Source organism: Halomonas getboli (genome assembly GCF_023094245.1).
Classification (GTDB): domain Bacteria; phylum Pseudomonadota; class Gammaproteobacteria; order Pseudomonadales; family Halomonadaceae; genus Halomonas; species Halomonas getboli.
Window position 1 is genome coordinate 312,322 of record NZ_JALMEW010000002.1, and the last position, 14,642, is coordinate 326,963.

At 66.3% G+C, this 14,642-nt stretch carries 13 protein-coding genes and 8 tRNA genes; 7 read left to right on the plus strand and 14 right to left on the minus strand.

Annotated elements, in window-relative coordinates:
• Nucleotide 1: 1 nt before the first annotated feature.
• From MYL53_RS06425 to MYL53_RS06470, 10 genes are all read right to left on the minus strand, one after another.
• Complete coding sequence (locus MYL53_RS06425; RefSeq protein WP_247852803.1) at nt 2-775, minus strand: ABC transporter permease; 774 nt, start codon at nt 773-775, stop codon at nt 2-4.
• Nucleotides 772-1,728: an ABC transporter ATP-binding protein gene (locus MYL53_RS06430; protein WP_247852804.1), complete on the minus strand. Its 957-nt coding sequence runs from the start codon at nt 1,726-1,728 to the stop codon at nt 772-774. Before MYL53_RS06430 ends, MYL53_RS06425 begins: the two co-directional genes overlap by 4 nt.
• 385 nt (nt 1,729-2,113) lie before the next feature.
• Nucleotides 2,114-2,188: transfer RNA gene (locus MYL53_RS06435), tRNA-Gly, on the minus strand.
• Nucleotides 2,189-2,209: 21 nt separating this feature from the next.
• Nucleotides 2,210-2,285, minus strand: a tRNA-Glu gene (locus tag MYL53_RS06440).
• A 113-nt stretch (nt 2,286-2,398) separates the two neighbouring features.
• A tRNA-Gly gene (locus MYL53_RS06445) sits at nt 2,399-2,473 on the minus strand.
• A 23-nt stretch (nt 2,474-2,496) separates the two neighbouring features.
• A tRNA-Glu gene (locus tag MYL53_RS06450) sits at nt 2,497-2,572 on the minus strand.
• A gap of 89 nt (nt 2,573-2,661) precedes the next feature.
• Nucleotides 2,662-2,736 (minus strand) — tRNA-Gly (locus tag MYL53_RS06455).
• Between the two features lie 27 nt (nt 2,737-2,763).
• Nucleotides 2,764-2,839: transfer RNA gene (locus MYL53_RS06460), tRNA-Glu, on the minus strand.
• Between the two features lie 92 nt (nt 2,840-2,931).
• Nucleotides 2,932-3,006, minus strand: a tRNA-Gly gene (locus MYL53_RS06465).
• A gap of 24 nt (nt 3,007-3,030) precedes the next feature.
• Nucleotides 3,031-3,106, minus strand: a tRNA-Glu gene (locus MYL53_RS06470).
• A gap of 171 nt (nt 3,107-3,277) precedes the next feature.
• Here MYL53_RS06470 and msrB point away from each other — a divergent pair.
• The 4 genes from msrB (at nt 3,278) to htpX (ending at nt 7,079) form a co-directional block, all read left to right on the plus strand.
• On the plus strand, nt 3,278-3,679 hold the full coding sequence (msrB, locus tag MYL53_RS06475; protein ID WP_247852805.1) for a peptide-methionine (R)-S-oxide reductase MsrB: 402 nt from the start codon (nt 3,278-3,280) through the stop codon (nt 3,677-3,679).
• 76 nt (nt 3,680-3,755) lie between these two features.
• Nucleotides 3,756-4,724, plus strand: a complete 969-nt coding sequence (gene ylqF, locus MYL53_RS06480; protein ID WP_247852806.1) for a ribosome biogenesis GTPase YlqF — start codon at nt 3,756-3,758, stop codon at nt 4,722-4,724.
• Between the two features lie 80 nt (nt 4,725-4,804).
• Entirely contained in the window at nt 4,805-6,034 is a 1,230-nt protein-coding gene (locus MYL53_RS06485; RefSeq protein WP_247852807.1) for a pyridoxal phosphate-dependent aminotransferase, read from the plus strand.
• Between the two features lie 145 nt (nt 6,035-6,179).
• Nucleotides 6,180-7,079 (plus strand): protease HtpX, encoded by a 900-nt coding sequence (gene htpX, locus MYL53_RS06490; protein ID WP_247852808.1) that lies wholly within the window; start codon nt 6,180-6,182, stop codon nt 7,077-7,079.
• 131 nt (nt 7,080-7,210) lie between these two features.
• On the opposite strand, the gene pdxB is transcribed toward htpX, so the two are convergent.
• Nucleotides 7,211-8,359, minus strand: a complete 1,149-nt coding sequence (gene pdxB / locus MYL53_RS06495; RefSeq protein ID WP_247852809.1) for a 4-phosphoerythronate dehydrogenase PdxB — start codon at nt 8,357-8,359, stop codon at nt 7,211-7,213.
• A gap of 119 nt (nt 8,360-8,478) precedes the next feature.
• On the opposite strand from pdxB, the gene MYL53_RS06500 reads away from it, so the two are divergent.
• Nucleotides 8,479-8,760, plus strand: a complete 282-nt coding sequence (locus tag MYL53_RS06500; protein ID WP_247852810.1) for a hypothetical protein — start codon at nt 8,479-8,481, stop codon at nt 8,758-8,760.
• A gap of 55 nt (nt 8,761-8,815) precedes the next feature.
• On the opposite strand, the gene MYL53_RS06505 is transcribed toward MYL53_RS06500, so the two are convergent.
• Together MYL53_RS06505 and rlmKL are read right to left on the minus strand one after the other, a co-directional pair.
• The gene (locus MYL53_RS06505) at nt 8,816-9,154 is read right to left on the minus strand and encodes a glutaredoxin family protein (RefSeq protein WP_247852811.1); all 339 of its coding nucleotides are present in this window, start codon (nt 9,152-9,154) and stop codon (nt 8,816-8,818) included.
• Nucleotides 9,151-11,343 carry a bifunctional 23S rRNA (guanine(2069)-N(7))-methyltransferase RlmK/23S rRNA (guanine(2445)-N(2))-methyltransferase RlmL gene (gene rlmKL, locus MYL53_RS06510; RefSeq protein WP_247852812.1) on the minus strand — a complete coding sequence of 731 codons (2,193 nt, stop codon included), beginning with the start codon at nt 11,341-11,343 and terminating at the stop codon, nt 9,151-9,153. Before rlmKL ends, MYL53_RS06505 begins: the two co-directional genes overlap by 4 nt.
• A 261-nt stretch (nt 11,344-11,604) precedes the next feature.
• On the opposite strand from rlmKL, the gene rmf reads away from it, so the two are divergent.
• Nucleotides 11,605-11,811 carry a ribosome modulation factor gene (gene rmf, locus MYL53_RS06515; RefSeq protein WP_152478577.1) on the plus strand — a complete coding sequence of 69 codons (207 nt, stop codon included), beginning with the start codon at nt 11,605-11,607 and terminating at the stop codon, nt 11,809-11,811.
• 97 nt (nt 11,812-11,908) lie between these two features.
• Here the strand turns inward: rmf and MYL53_RS06520 are convergent, their stop codons facing one another.
• Entirely contained in the window at nt 11,909-12,925 is a 1,017-nt protein-coding gene (locus MYL53_RS06520) for a quinone-dependent dihydroorotate dehydrogenase (RefSeq protein WP_247852813.1), read from the minus strand.
• A 176-nt stretch (nt 12,926-13,101) separates the two neighbouring features.
• Here MYL53_RS06520 and mgtE point away from each other — a divergent pair, with 176 nt between their 5' ends.
• Nucleotides 13,102-14,454 carry a magnesium transporter gene (gene mgtE / locus MYL53_RS06525; RefSeq protein WP_247852814.1) on the plus strand — a complete coding sequence of 451 codons (1,353 nt, stop codon included), beginning with the start codon at nt 13,102-13,104 and terminating at the stop codon, nt 14,452-14,454.
• The last annotated feature ends 188 nt before the right edge of the window (nt 14,455-14,642 follow it).

The following is a 14,642-nucleotide window of genomic DNA, read 5'->3' on the forward strand; positions in this document are numbered from 1 at the left end:
GTCAACTCCTGATGCCCTTGCCGTTGTCGAGCATCCACAGGGCGATGCCGAACAGTACCACGATGAAGCCGAGGATGGCGGTCAGGGCCCAGCCCACCGGGATGTCGGAGACGCCCAGGAAGCCGTAGCGGAAGACGTTGACCATGTAGAGGATCGGGTTGAGCATCGAGGCGCCCTGCCAGAAGGCCGGCAGCAGCGAGATCGAGTAGAACACCCCGCCCAGGTAGGTCAGCGGCGTCAGCACGAAGGTCGGCACGATGGAGATGTCGTCGAACTTCTTGCCCAGCAGCGCGTTGATGAAGCCGCCGATGGCAAACAGCGCCGCGGTCAGCACCACCACCACGATGGTCAGCAGCGGATGGGCCACGTCGATGCGGGTGAAGAACAGCGACACGCAGGTCACGATGACGCCCACGCCCAGGCCGCGCGCCATGCCGCCCAGCACGAAGCCGGCGAGGATGACCCAGTTGGGCATCGGCGAGACCATCATCTCCTCGACGCTGCGCTGGAACTTGTTGGAGAAGAAGCTCGAGGCGACGTTCGAGTAGCTGTTGGTGATCACCGCCATCATGATCAGGCCGGGCACGATGAAGTCCATGTAGCTGTAGCCATCCATGGCCCCGATGCGCGATCCGATCAGGTTGCCGAAGATGATGAAGTACATGGTCATGGTGATCGACGGCGGCAGCAGCGTCTGCGGCCAGATCCGGGTGAAGCGGCGGATCTCCTTGGACACCAGCGTCCAGAGGGCAATGGCGATCTGGTTGGCGTTCATGAACGGGCCTCCTGGTCGGATTTAGCGGATTTCTGCCCCTCTTCCACCATGGAGACGAACATTTCCTCGAGTCGGTTGGCGCGGTTGCGCATCGAGACCACTTCGATGCCCTGCTGCCCCAGGGCGTCGAAGACGTCGTTCAGGCGCTGGCCGCGATGAACCATCACCGCCAGCTGGGCGTCGTCGGACTTGCGCACGTCGAAGCCGTCGATGGCGGGCGCGTCCTCGAGCGGGTGCGCCAGGTCGAGCAGGAAGGTCTCGGTGTCCAGCTCGGCGAGCAGGTCGCGCACGCTGGTGTCACGGATGATCTCGCCGTGGTTGATGATGCCCACGCGCCGGCACAGGCTCTCGGCCTCTTCCAGGTAGTGGGTGGTGAGAATGATGGTGGTGCCTTCCTTCTCGTTGATGCGGCGCATGTACTCCCACATGCTGCGACGCAGCTCGATGTCGACCCCGGCGGTCGGCTCATCGAGGATCAAGAGCTTGGGACGGTGCATCAGGGCGCGGGCGATCATCAGCCGACGCTTCATGCCGCCGGAGAGCATGCGGGCGCTGCCGTTGCGCTTGTCCCACAGCCCCAGGTCGCGCAGCAGTTCCTCGGCGCGCGGCAGGGCCTCGCGGCGCGACATGCCGTAGTAGCCGGCCTGGGCCAGCACGATGTCGATGACCTTCTCGAACTGGTTGAAGTTGAATTCCTGGGGCACCACGCCGAGGTGGTACTTCGCCTTGGCGAAGTCCTTGTCGATGTCGATGCCGAATATCGAGACCTTGCCGGCGGTCTTCTGCACCAGCGAGCAGACCACCCCGAGGGTGGTGGATTTTCCCGCACCGTTGGGACCCAGCAGGGCATAGAAGTCGCCTTGGGCGACATCGAGGTCGATGCCCTTGAGGGCTTGGAAGCCATTGCCGTAGACCTTGGTCAGGCCACGAATGGACAGCGCCGGTTCGGCCATGAGCAGTCCTGTGTACTTGGGTGAATGTCGTTGAAGGCCCACTATCATGGGGACGATTCCGCCAAATTCAATCGCGGGCGAACGAGTTGGGCGATTTTCCGGGAGGCATGCTCTTGCGGCACGGCGAGGAAAGACGCCTATCGACAGACGCCAAGGGCAGACACACGACATCCCGGACAGGCGCATCTGGCCGGACCGGTGAAGAGAAACCTTCGAATGGAGCGGGAAACGAGATTCGATTGGACCGACACTTCGGATGGTGACCCGAGCCTTGGCCAAACAACATTTTCTGGAGACCTACTGGAGCGGGAAACGAGATTCGATTGGACCGACACTTCGGATCGTGACCCGAGCCTTGGCCAAACAACATTCTCTGGAGACCTACTGGAGCGGGAAACGAGATTCGAACTCGCGACCCTCGCCTTGGCAAGGCGATGCTCTACCACTGAGCTATTCCCGCTTGGAAGGAGGTACTTCGAGGTGGCGTCCCATAGGGGGTTCGAACCCCTGTTACCGCCGTGAAAGGGCGGTGTCCTAGGCCACTAGACGAATGGGACGCAATCATTGCCCTAACGAGCAAATGGAGCGGGAAACGAGATTCGACCGGGCTGGCGCACCAGCTCGCGACCCTCGCAGGCCCTACTCTAGAACCCATCATCCCGAAAGAAGATGGAGCGGGAAACGAGATTCGAACTCGCGACCCTCGCCTTGGCAAGGCGATGCTCTACCACTGAGCTATTCCCGCTTAACACTGGCGACACTGCGAAGTGGCGTCCCATAGGGGGTTCGAACCCCTGTTACCGCCGTGAAAGGGCGGTGTCCTGGACCACTAGACGAATGGGACGCATGGAGCGGGAACGAGATTCGACCGGGCTGGCGCACCAGCTCGCGACCCTCTCAGGCCCTACTCTAACCCATCACCCCGAAGGAAAATGGAGCGGGAAACGAGATTCGAACTCGCGACCCTCGCCTTGGCAAGGCGATGCTCTACCACTGAGCTATTCCCGCAGCTTTCGCATTGTCAAACACCGGATGTGGCGTCCCATAGGGGGTTCGAACCCCTGTTACCGCCGTGAAAGGGCGGTGTCCTGGACCACTAGACGAATGGGACGCATGGAGCGGGAAACGAGATTCGACCGGGCTGGCGTACCAGCTCGCGACCCTCGCAGGCCCTACTCTAAACCCATCAGCCCGAAGACTGAATGGAGCGGGAAACGAGATTCGAACTCGCGACCCTCGCCTTGGCAAGGCGATGCTCTACCACTGAGCTATTCCCGCACTCCGGTATCTCATCGAGAAGAGTGGCGTCCCATAGGGGGTTCGAACCCCTGTTACCGCCGTGAAAGGGCGGTGTCCTGGACCACTAGACGAATGGGACGCTGTGTCTCGCCTCGTCGAGATGGCGCGTATAGTACTGACACGGCGGGAAAGTGTCAAGCACGGGAGTGGCACGACGATCTAGCGTTAACGATCGGACTGGAAAAAATCTCGTGTCTTGATGTCACAATGAGGTGCACGCACCTGGCGACGCAACCAAGGAGTAGAGGCCATGCGCAAGAAGGTAGAGAAGAGCGAGGCCGAATGGCGTGAACAGCTCACCCCCGAGCAGTACCACGTGACCCGCGAGAAGGGTACCGAGCGCCCCTTCTCAGGTGACTACAAGGTCAACGACGAACAGGGCATCTATCACTGCGTGTGCTGTCACGCACCGCTGTTCGAGAACGAGCACAAGTTCGACGCCGGCTGCGGCTGGCCGAGCTTCGATCGCCCCCTGGGCACCGGCTGCGTGGAACACCAGGCGGATGCCAGCCATGGCATGCAGCGCATCGAGGTGCTGTGCGCCCGCTGCGACGCTCACCTTGGCCACGTCTTCCCCGACGGCCCGCAGGAGACCACCGGCCAGCGCTTCTGCATCAACTCGGTCGCTCTCGACTTCCATCCCGGGGAATAGCGCCCTCCCCCACCCTGCGGCGGCCGGCCATCTGCTATGATGATCGGCCGTTTCATTGAGTAGCAGGAGAGGGATGATGCTCGGCTGGTTCCCGGGACACATGAACAAGGCGCGCCGGCAGATCCTCGAGGCGCTGCCGGAGATCGACGTGGTGATCGAGGTGCTCGACGCCCGTCTGCCCTACTCCAGCGCCAACCCCATGCTGGCGGAGCTCACCCGCCACAAGCCGGTGCTCAAGATTCTCTCGCGCGCCGACCTGGCTGACCCGGTCCGTACGAAAGAGTGGACCGCTCATTTCGACGCCCAGCCTGACACCCGCGCCCTGGCGGTGACCACCACCCAGTCGCGCGAGCTCAAGCGCATTCCCAAGCTGTGCCACGAGCTGGCCGGCCAGGTGCGCGCCGACCGCGACGTGCGGGTGATGGTCATGGGCATTCCCAACGTCGGCAAGTCGACGCTGATCAACGGCCTGGCCGGACGCACCATCGCCAAGACCGGTAACGAGCCGGCGGTCACCAAGCGTCAGCAGAAGGTGCGCATCAACGGCCAGGTGGCGCTGATCGACACCCCCGGGGTGCTGTGGCCGAAGATCGAGGATCAGGCCAGCGCCTATCGCCTGGCCGCCAGCGGCGCGATCCGCGACACCGCCATCGACTACGTCGACGTGGCCGTGGTGGCCGCCGCCGAGCTGGCCAAGCGCTATCCCGACGCGTTTTCCGCTCGCTACAAGCTGAAGACACTGCCTCCCTACGAGGGCAACCCCGATGCCGACCGAGTCGAGGCCGACGGCGACGCCCAGCTCGACCTGCTGGCCGAGGCCGGTTTCGACGGCCACGCCCTGCTCGCCACCATTGCCAGCAAGCGCGGCGGCCTGCGTGCCGGCGGCGAGGTCGACCTGCACCGCGGTGCCGAGGTGCTGCTGCACGAGCTGCGCGATGGCAAGCTCGGCCGCGTGACCCTCGAGACCCCCGCCGACATTCCGGCCGAGCCTCCCGAAGAGGACGCCGACACCTCAGCCAGCGCCGACGACGAAGCGGCCGGCTGAGACAGGCTGACACACCTTTACTCTCGAAAAGACGATCACCCCGCCGACCGGCGGCCCTGGACACCACTGGACTCGACCCCATGGACACTGCCTCGCTCAGGAAATCGCACAAGCTCGAAAACGTCTGCTATGACATCCGCGGCCCGGTGCTCGACCATGCCAAGCGCCTGGAAGAGGAAGGCCAGCGCATCCTCAAGCTGAACATCGGCAACCCCGCGCCGTTCGGCTTCGAGGCCCCGGAGGAGATCCTCCAGGACGTGATGCGCAACCTGCCCACCGCCCAGGGCTACTGCGATTCCAAGGGACTCTACTCGGCGCGCAAGGCGATCATGCAGGAGTGCCAGCGCAAGGGCATTCCCGGCGTCAGCGTCGAGGACGTGTTCGTCGGCAACGGGGTCTCCGAGCTGATCACCATTTCGCTCCAGGCGCTGCTCAACGACGGCGACGAGGTGCTGATCCCGGCGCCGGACTATCCGCTGTGGACCGCCGCCACCAACCTCTCCGGCGGCCGCGCCGTGCACTATCTGTGCGACGAGCAGGCCGACTGGGCGCCGGATCTCGATGACATCCGCAAGAAGGTCACCGAGCACACCCGGGCCATCGTCATCATCAACCCCAACAACCCCACCGGCGCCGTCTATCCGCCGGAGGTGGTGCGCGAGCTGCTGGCGATCGCCCACAAGCACAATCTGGTGGTGTTCTCCGACGAGATCTACGACAAGATCCTCTACGACGGCACCGAGCACGTCTCCACCGGCTCCCTGGCCGGCGACGACCAGCTGGTGGTGACCATGAACGGGCTGTCCAAGAGCTATCGCTGCGCCGGTTTCCGCAGCGGCTGGATGACGCTGTCGGGCAGCATCGCCAAGCAACGCGCCCAGGACTACATCCAGGGCCTCAACATGCTGGCCTCGATGCGCCTGTGCGCCAACGTGCCGGCCCAGCACGCCATCCAGACCGCGCTGGGCGGCTACCAGTCGATCAACGACCTGGTGTTGCCCGGCGGCCGGCTGCTGGCCCAGCGCGACATCACCTTTGAAAAGCTGAACGCCATTCCCGGGGTGTCCTGCACCAGGGCCAAGGGTGCGCTCTACGCCTTTCCGCGCCTCGACCCCAAGGTGTTCAACATCCAGGACGACCAGCAGCTGGTGCTCGACCTGCTGCTGCAGGAGAAGATCCTGCTGGTGCAGGGCACGGCCTTCAACTGGCCCGAGCCGGACCACGTGCGCATCGTCACCCTGCCCTGGGCCGAACAGCTCGACGACGCCCTGGATCGCTTCGCGCGGTTCCTGTCGCGCTACCGCCAGTAAGCCCATCTCGCCATCGTCGATGAGGCTGTCGCGACGCCGCGCTTGAAACCCCCGACGAAAGTCCGTATCTAAGCAGATGCTTCTACTCGTCGCGCCCACCGGGGCGCGGCGCCTGCACGACAACCCTCATGGGAGAGTTCCGGCAATGATGAGAATCCTGCTGTTCCTGGGCACCAACCTGGCGGTGATCCTGGTGGCCAGCATCACCCTGCGACTGCTCGGCGTGGAGCCCTACCTCACCGCCCAGGGCATCAACTTCAACAGCCTGCTGATCTTCTGCTTCATCTTCGGCATGGCCGGCTCCATGGTGTCGCTGTTCATCTCCAAGTGGATGGCCAAGCGCACCACCGGCACGGTAATCATCGAGCAGCCCTCCAACAGCACCGAGCAGTGGCTGCTGGACACCGTGGGCGAGCTGGCCCGAGAGGCCGGCATCAAGATGCCGGAGGTCGGCATCTTCCCTGCCCAGCAATCCAACGCCTTCGCCACCGGCTGGAACAAGGACGACGCCCTGGTGGCGGTCTCCGCCGGCCTGCTTAACCGCATGCGCCCGGAAGAGGTGCGTGCGGTGCTGGCCCACGAGATCGGCCATGTGGCCAACGGCGACATGGTCACCCTGGCGCTGATCCAGGGCGTGCTGAACACCTTCGTGATGTTCTTCGCTCGCGTGGTGGCCCAGCTGGTCGACAGCTTCCTGCGCCGCGATGACAACGAAGGCCTGGGCTTCTTCGGCTACTTCGCGGTGGTGATCGTCGCCGAGATCGTGTTCGGCCTGATCGCCTCGGCCATCGTCGCCTGGTTCTCGCGCTTCCGCGAGTACCGCGCCGACGCCGCGGGCGCCAGGCTGGCCGGCAGCGGCGCCATGATCAACGCTCTGGGCCGGCTCAAGGCCGAGACCCAGATGGCCGACCAGATGCCGGACACCCTGACCGCGTTCGCCATCACCACCGGCCAGACCCGCAAGCTGATGGAGCGGCTGTTCGCCAGCCACCCGCCCCTCGACGACCGTATTCGTGCGCTCAAGGAAGCGGCTTATAGGCAGTAAGCTGCAAGCTGCAAGCTGCAAGCTGCAAGCTGCAAGCTGCAAGCTGCAAATCGACAGCGTGAAACTGCTCGAAGCAAAAGAAGACCCGAAGGCCATGGCCTTCGGGTTTTCTTATAGCTTGGCGCTTGTAGCTAGGCGCTAGGCGCCACCCGAAACCCCGCAGCCGCGAGCGTTTTCGCCAGCGCTTCGGCCGCCGGGCGCAGCTCGACGGCCAGGGTCGAGAACTCGCGGCGCAGCGGGTAATTGGCACGGCAGTGGTCGAAGCCGACCGCCATGCCCTGGCGGCGACTCTCCCGGCGCAGGGCATCATGGTCGCGGCGCACGTCATAGACCGCGCGCATGCACAGCCGCAGCGCCTCCTCCACCGACAGGCCGCCGTCAAGGGTCAGCGAGGCCAGCGGCGGCGCCGGCGACAGATCCGCCAGGGTCAGTCGCGCCGGCAGGCCGAAGCGCTGGGTCAGCGCCTGATAGATGGCGTGGGTACCGCGCAGTTTGCCGTCGCGGCTGTGGCCGGCGATATGCGGCGTGGCGATCGCCGCCAGGTCGCACAGGGCGGCATCGATGCCGGGCTCCTCCTCCCAGACGTCGAGCACCGCCGTGATGTCGCCCTGCCCCGAGAGCCGCGCGCGCAGCGCCTGGCCGTCCAGGCAATCGCCGCGCCCGGCGTTGAGCACGACGGTGCCCGGCGCCAGCTCGGCGATGCGACGAGCGTCGAGCAGATGGCGGGTGGCGTGACGTCCGTCGCGCACCAGCGGCGTATGCAGGCACAGCACGTCGCAGGCATCGATCAGGGCGTCGAGGTCGTGGAAGCCTTCGCCGCCTTCTGCTTCGGCGCGAGGCGGGTCGCAGGCCAGGCAGGCGATGCCCATGCCCTCGAGGCGCGTGCGTAGCCGGCCGCCGACGTTGCCCACGCCGACGATGCCGACCGTGCGCTCGAGCAGCGAGAAGCCCTGGCGCTCGGCCAGGGTCGCGAGACTCGTCAGCACGTAGTCGACCACCGCCTCGGCGTTGCAGCCCGGCGCGCTGGCGAAGCCGATGTCACGCGCGGCCAGCGCCGCCCGGTCGACGTGGTCGGTGCCGATGGTGCAGGTGCCGACGAAGCGCAGTCGGGAGCCGGCCACAAGGGCCTCGTCGACGCGGGTGATGGAGCGCACCACCAGCGCATCGGCGTCGCGCACCGTGTCGGCATCGATCTCGCGGCCCGGCACCCGTATCACCTCGCCCAGCGGCCCGAAACAGGCCTCCGCGGCCGGCACGTTGGCGTCGACGACGATTCTCATGGGTCCTTCCTCTCGATTGACTTGTCCATGAAACTTGTCCATGAAACACAAGGCCTTACAATACAGGTCATGTTACACGAGCGGTGCGCGTCGCGCCGCCGCCGACCTCGGGAGTCGCCGTGATCGTCCGCTGGGAAACCGACCATGACTATGTGCTGGTACATGTCCATCAGGACATGTTCGGCGACTGGATCTTCAGCCGCGCCTGGGGCCAGATCGGCACCCAGTTCGGCGGGCTCAAGCATCGGCTCGCCGACGACCACGCCCAGGCAATGATGTGGCTCGAGGACGAAGCCACCATCCAGGCCTCGCGCGGCTTTCACAAGGTGCTCGAGGCCGACGATCACAGCCCCGAAGGGCGCGATGCGGTCAACCAGCTGTCGCTGCTCGACCAGCTCTGATCCGCCCCTGACGTTAGTCCCGACCTCGGCTGGCCCCTCAGCCCCTATCCGAGCCCTATCCGAGATAGCGACGCCCCCGCCGGCTGACCGCGCCGCCCGACTCCTGCGTCGCCTCGCTCTCGCCCTGCATCGCCTGCCAGGCGCTTTCGTCCAGCCAGCCCCGCGCGGCCAGCCATTCGGCCAGTCGCGCCGGGGAGACGCCGCCCTCCAGCGCCTCCCCCGCCGCGTCCACCAGCACCGGGATGCGCTCGCCGAAGCGCGCCAGCAGTGCCTCGTCCTCGCTGATCTCGACCCGCGTCAGGCAATACTCGACGCCGGCCAGGCGCGCCAGCCCGGCCTCCAGCGTCTCGCACAGATGGCAGCCGAGCGTGGTGTAGAGCGTCAGATGGATCATGCCTCGGCGGCACCCTCCTTGTGGCGGATCAGGAAGACATGATGTAGATCGGGCCTGCGTGAGAAATCCGGATCGAAGGTCTTCGCCGAGATGTCCTCCACCGCATAGGCCTCGGCCAGCTCGGCGTCGAGCTTGAAGCGGCGCTGGTTGTTGGAGAACACCAGGGTGCCGCCGGGCGCCAGCCGCGCCATGGCCAGGCGCACCAGCCGGCCGTGGTCGCGCTGCACGTCCAGGGTGTCGGCCATCTTCTTCGAGTTCGAGAAGGTCGGCGGGTCCATGAAGATCAGGTCGAACTGGACGCCGGCGGTCTCCAGCCACTGGAAGCAATCGTCGCGCACCACGCGGTGACGCGAGGGGTCGAGCCGGTTCAGGGCGAAGTTGTCGCGGGCCCAGTCGAGATAGGTGTTGGACAGGTCCACGCTGACGCTGTCCGAGGCGCCGCCAAGCGCCGCCTGCACGGTGGCCGTGGCGGTGTAGCAGAACAGGTTCAGGAAGCGCTTGCCCTTTGCCATCTCGCCGAGCATGCGCCGCACCGGGCGGTGATCAAGGAACAGCCCGGTGTCGAGATAGTCGCGCAGGTTCACCCACACCCGGGCCGGCCCCTCCCGGACCTCGAAGCGCTCGCCGCTGGCCGCCTGCTTCTGGTACTGAGCGCGCCCGCTTTGGCGCTCGCGGCGCTTGACCACCACCCGGCTGGCGTCGACCTGCAGCTCCTCCGGAATCACCGCCAGCGCCTCGAACAGCCGCTTCTGGGCTTGACCGGCATCGATCGACTTCGGCGGCGCGTATTCCTGCACGTGCACGTGATCGCCGTAGACGTCGATGGCCAGAGCATATTCCGGCATGTCGGCGTCATACAGCCGGTAGCAGGTCTCGCCGGAGCGCTTGAGCCACTTCTTCAGCCGCTTGCGGTTCTTGGTCAGGCGATTGGCGAACATCTGCGCGCCCTCGGAGCGCGGCGGCGGCGTCGACGTCGCGGCCTCGCCTTCCCCCTGAGCGCCCTCCGGCACGTCCATCAGCAGCAGCTTCGCATCCAGCGGGCCGTTCTTCAGCGAATACTGCTTGTGGGCGCGCAGCCCGGTGCGATGGCCGAGGTCCGGATTGCCGGTGAACAGCGCCAGGCGCCAGCCCGGGAAGGCCTGGCGCGCGCGCTCGCCGAGATCGGCGTAGAGGCCGACCAGCTCGGGCAGCTCGCCCAGGCGCTCGCCGTAGGGCGGATTGGTGATCATGAGCCCCGTCGCCTCGGGGTCGAGATCCTCGGGGCGCTTGAGCTCGGTGAGGCTCGCGCCCTGCAGGGTGATCAGCGCCGGAATGCCGGCACGCATGGCATTGGCCTTGGCCGAGGACAGCGCCGGCGGGCTCTGGTCGAAACCGTAGAGCCGGCAGCGGCAGCGCTTGCGGCCGATGCTGGCCCGCGCCTCGGCCTCGCGCTTGATCTCCTGCCAGCGGGCCTTGTCGTGGCCGGCCCAGCCCTGGAAGCCGAAGCGCTCGCGGTTGAGGTTGGGCGCCATGTCGGCGGCCATCATCGCCGCCTCGATCAGCAGGGTGCCGGCGCCGCACAGCGGGTCGACCAGCGGCTGCCCCTCGCGGGCCCGCTCGGGCCAGCCGGCGCGGATCAGCAGCGCCGCGGCCAGGTTCTCCTTGAGCGGCGCGTGGCCCACGTCGCGGCGATAGCCGCGGCGGTGCAGGCTGTCGCCGGCGAAGTCGATGCCCAGGGTCAGCCGGCCGCGATGCAGATGGGCGTAGAGGCGCAGATCGGGCTGGTGAGTGTCGACGTTCGGCCGTGGCTGGCCGTCGGCCTGCAGGCGATCCACCACGCCGTCCTTGACGGTCTGAGCGCCGAAGCGGGTGTGGCGAATCTCGCTGGAGCGGCCGTGGAAGTCCACCGCCAGGGTCGCCCCGCGCGGCAGGTGATCGCGCCAGGCCACGGCGGCCGTGGCCGCGCGCAGCTGGTCAGGGGTCTCGATGCCCTCCTCGCGCACCAGGCACAGCACCACCCGGTTGGCCAGCCGCGACCACAGGCAGACCCGATAGGCCGTCTCGAGGTCGGCCTGGAAGTTCACCCCGGCCAGGGTCGTCTTGCCGGGCGTGGCGCCCAGCGCCGCCAGCTCATCGGCCAGCAGCAGTTCCAGCCCCTTGGGGCAGGTGGCGAGAAAGGCCAGGGAGTCGGAAGCTCGTCGTTCGGTCATGAGAAATCCATCGGGTGGTTTCAGGTCGGCCACGTCCGCGTGACGCCTGAATGTACGCTTTGTTACAAATCACCTGTCGACGGCATCGACCAGGTTGCGCTATGAATGAAGTGGTAGCTACCAGACAACGCATGCGTTCCTGTCATGAGGGCAAGGACCTGTCGACACAGTACATAGCTGTGCCGTTTCGACACCCTCGAGTCACGGTCGCGACGCCTGAAGCGTCGCTACCATCGGTGCCTTTTAGCAAGAGGTAGTCCAATGAAACGACAGAAACGTGATCGCTTCCAGCGTGCCTATGTTCATGGGTACAAGGCGGGAGTCTCAGGTCGCTCCCGCGATGACTGTCCGAACCAGGACATCAACCTAAGAGAGTACTGGATGAGCGGTTGGCGTGAAGGTCGTGGTGACCAATGGTCCGGAATGACCGGGGTCTCCGGTATTCACAAGAACCCCATGGTGATCTGACCCGACGACCGGGCAGACTCTCCCCTTCGTTCGACGAACTTCACCTCTCAAGCCCACGCCTCGCGTGGGCTTTTTAATGCGCCGCCCGCACGCCAGGTCAGCGACGACGGTCGCGCAGGGCCCGAGCACACTCCCCGATCAGCGCCGGCCCGCGGTAGATGAAGCCGGAATACAGCTGAACCAGGTCCGCGCCCGCCTCGATCTTGGCCGCCGCCGCCGCGCCGCTGTCGATGCCGCCCACGCCGATGATCGGCAGCTCGGGCAGATGTCGGCGCAGCTCGCGAATCACGCGGTTGGACGCTTCGAACACCGGCCGGCCCGACAGTCCACCCTGCTCATCACCGTGGGCCAGCCCGGCCACTGCCTCGCGAGCCACCGTGGTGTTGGTGGCGATCACCGCGTCGATGCGATTGGCCTCGAGGCTGCGTGCCACCAGGCCGACCTCCTCGGCGTCCATGTCCGGCGCGATCTTGACCGCCAGGGGCACGCGACGGCCGTTCTCGCGATCGAGCCGGTCGCCCGCCTCGCGCAGGGTGCCGAGCAGCTCGTCCAGATGCTCGCCGAACTGCAGGTTGCGAAGCCCGGGGGTGTTCGGCGAGGAGATGTTCACGGTGATGTAGTGGGCATGGGCATGCACCTCGTTCAGGCAGTGGAGGTAGTCGTCCACCGCCTGCTCCACCGGGGTGGTCAGGTTCTTGCCGATGTTGATGCCGATCACGCCTCGATAGCGGCTGGCCTTCACCTTGGCGATCAGGTGGTCGACGCCGGCGTTGTTGAAGCCCATGCGATTGATGATGGCGCCGGCCTCGGGCAGGCGGAACAGCCGCGGCTTCGGGTTGCCGTCCTGGGGCTTCGGCGTCACGGTGCCGACCTCGACGAAGCCGAAGCCGAGCGCGCCAAGGGCGTCCAGATGGTCGGCGTTCTTGTCGAGTCCGGCGGCCAGCCCCACCCGGTTGGGAAAGTGCAGTCCCATCAACTCCACCGGATCGTCGACGCGCTTGCCCATGGCCTTCGCCAGGCCGAGACGGTCGGCCAGGTCCAGCCCCGACAGTGCCAGGCCATGGGCCTTCTCGGCATCGAGGCGGAACAGCAGCGAACGGGCGAGGGAATACATGGCGGCTCCTGAGACGAGGGCGGAAAAATCGGGCGCGAGTATAGCGCAGCCGACTCGCCACGACGAACGTCAATGCCAACGACCGTGCGGCACATCTTGTATGATTGACTGACCGGACATCGGAATGTCCGACACGGAACAGACCGCGGGCGACGCCGCCCCGCCAGGGAGACGCCATGACCGAAACGACCGAGACGCTGGAACACCGCCTGTCGCGCATTCACCTGGCGCTGGAGAAGGAACATCTGGAATGGGTCGACGACGTGATCGCCGACCTGGAGCCCGCCGAGGTCGCCCTGCTGCTGGAGTCGCTGCCGCTCGACGCGCGCATCCGGCTGTGGGAACGCGTGCCTCAGGAGGTCGACGGCGAGGTACTGCTGCACGTCCACGACGAGGCGCGCAGCACCCTGATCGACGACATGGACCACGCCGAGATCGTGGCCGCCACCGCCGGGCTCGACACCGCCGATCTGGCGGAGCTGTTCGAGGACCTGCCGCAGCAGGTCGCCGAGGACATGCTGCGCTCCATGGACGAGCTGCAGCGCGCTCGCCTGCAGGAGACCCTGGCCTTCGAGGAGGACTCTGCCGGGCGTTTGATGCGCACCGACACCATCGCCGTGCGCGCCGACGTCAGCCTGGAGACCGTACAGCGTTTCCTGCGCTGGAAGCAGGAGGTGCCCGACAATACCGACAGCCTGATGGTGGTCGACCGCAACGGCCTGTTCATGGGCGTGCTGCCGCTGGCCCGGCTGGTGGCCAGCGATCAGGATCAGGCCGTGGCCGACCTGATGGACAGCGATGTCGACAGCATCCAGGTGACCATGAAGTCCCTCGACGTGGCCACCCTGTTCCAGACCCACGACCTGGTCTCGGCGCCGGTGGTCGACGCCCGCGGCCTGCTGCTCGGCCGCATCGTGATCGATGACATCGTCGACGTGATCCGTGAGCAGTCCGAACAGGCGCTGATGAACATGGCCGGCCTCGACGAGGAGGAAGACCTGTTCGCCCCGGTGCTGCCCAGCGCCAAGCGCCGCGCCGTGTGGCTCGGCATCAACCTGCTGACCGCCTTCCTGGCCGCCTGGGTGATCGGCCGCTTCGAGGCGGCCCTGGACCAGCTGGTGGCGCTGGCGGTGCTGATGCCGATCGTCGCCAGCATGGGCGGCATCGCCGGCAGCCAGACCCTGACGCTGGCGATCCGCGGCCTGGCGCTGGGCCAGATCAGCCGCACCAACAGCAACTGGCTGCTGCGCAAGGAGGTCGGCATCGCGGTGCTCAACGGCCTGCTGTGGGCGCTGGTGGTGGCGGCACTGGCGATCGTCTGGTTCGGCAGTTTCGGCATCGGCGTCATCATCGCCGCCGCCCTGGTGATCAACATGCTCGCCGCCGGCGTCGCCGGTATCGTCATTCCGCTGCTGCTCAAGCGCCTCGGCATCGATCCCGCCCTGTCCGGCTCGGTGGTGCTGACCACGGTGACCGACGTGGTCGGCTTCATGTCCTTCCTCGGCCTGGCCACGCTCTTCCTGCTGTAACCGCGGCTCCTGCTGCTGCCACCACGCCCCGAGCCGTCGCCGTTCCGCGACGGCCGGCGTCTCCGCCGCGCCACTCTTGTGCGCCTCCGCATCCCCGCTAGCATGAGAACCACGACAGGCCACCGCGCCCGGTGGCCTCGTCACCACGGGAAACGGCTTTCCCGCACGGATCGGCACGACGGAAAAGG

Coding starts and splice junctions, on each gene's coding strand:
- MYL53_RS06425 (WP_247852803.1), bottom strand. CDS start 775: ATGAACGCCAACCAGATCGCCATTGCCCTCTGGACGCTGGTGTCCAAG.
- MYL53_RS06430 (WP_247852804.1), bottom strand. CDS start 1,728: ATGGCCGAACCGGCGCTGTCCATTCGTGGCCTGACCAAGGTCTACGGC.
- msrB (WP_247852805.1), top strand. CDS start 3,278: ATGCGCAAGAAGGTAGAGAAGAGCGAGGCCGAATGGCGTGAACAGCTC.
- ylqF (WP_247852806.1), top strand. CDS start 3,756: ATGCTCGGCTGGTTCCCGGGACACATGAACAAGGCGCGCCGGCAGATC.
- MYL53_RS06485 (WP_247852807.1), top strand. CDS start 4,805: ATGGACACTGCCTCGCTCAGGAAATCGCACAAGCTCGAAAACGTCTGC.
- htpX (WP_247852808.1), top strand. CDS start 6,180: ATGATGAGAATCCTGCTGTTCCTGGGCACCAACCTGGCGGTGATCCTG.
- pdxB (WP_247852809.1), bottom strand. CDS start 8,359: ATGAGAATCGTCGTCGACGCCAACGTGCCGGCCGCGGAGGCCTGTTTC.
- MYL53_RS06505 (WP_247852811.1), bottom strand. CDS start 9,154: ATGATCCATCTGACGCTCTACACCACGCTCGGCTGCCATCTGTGCGAG.
- rlmKL (WP_247852812.1), bottom strand. CDS start 11,343: ATGACCGAACGACGAGCTTCCGACTCCCTGGCCTTTCTCGCCACCTGC.
- rmf (WP_152478577.1), top strand. CDS start 11,605: ATGAAACGACAGAAACGTGATCGCTTCCAGCGTGCCTATGTTCATGGG.
- MYL53_RS06520 (WP_247852813.1), bottom strand. CDS start 12,925: ATGTATTCCCTCGCCCGTTCGCTGCTGTTCCGCCTCGATGCCGAGAAG.
- mgtE (WP_247852814.1), top strand. CDS start 13,102: ATGACCGAAACGACCGAGACGCTGGAACACCGCCTGTCGCGCATTCAC.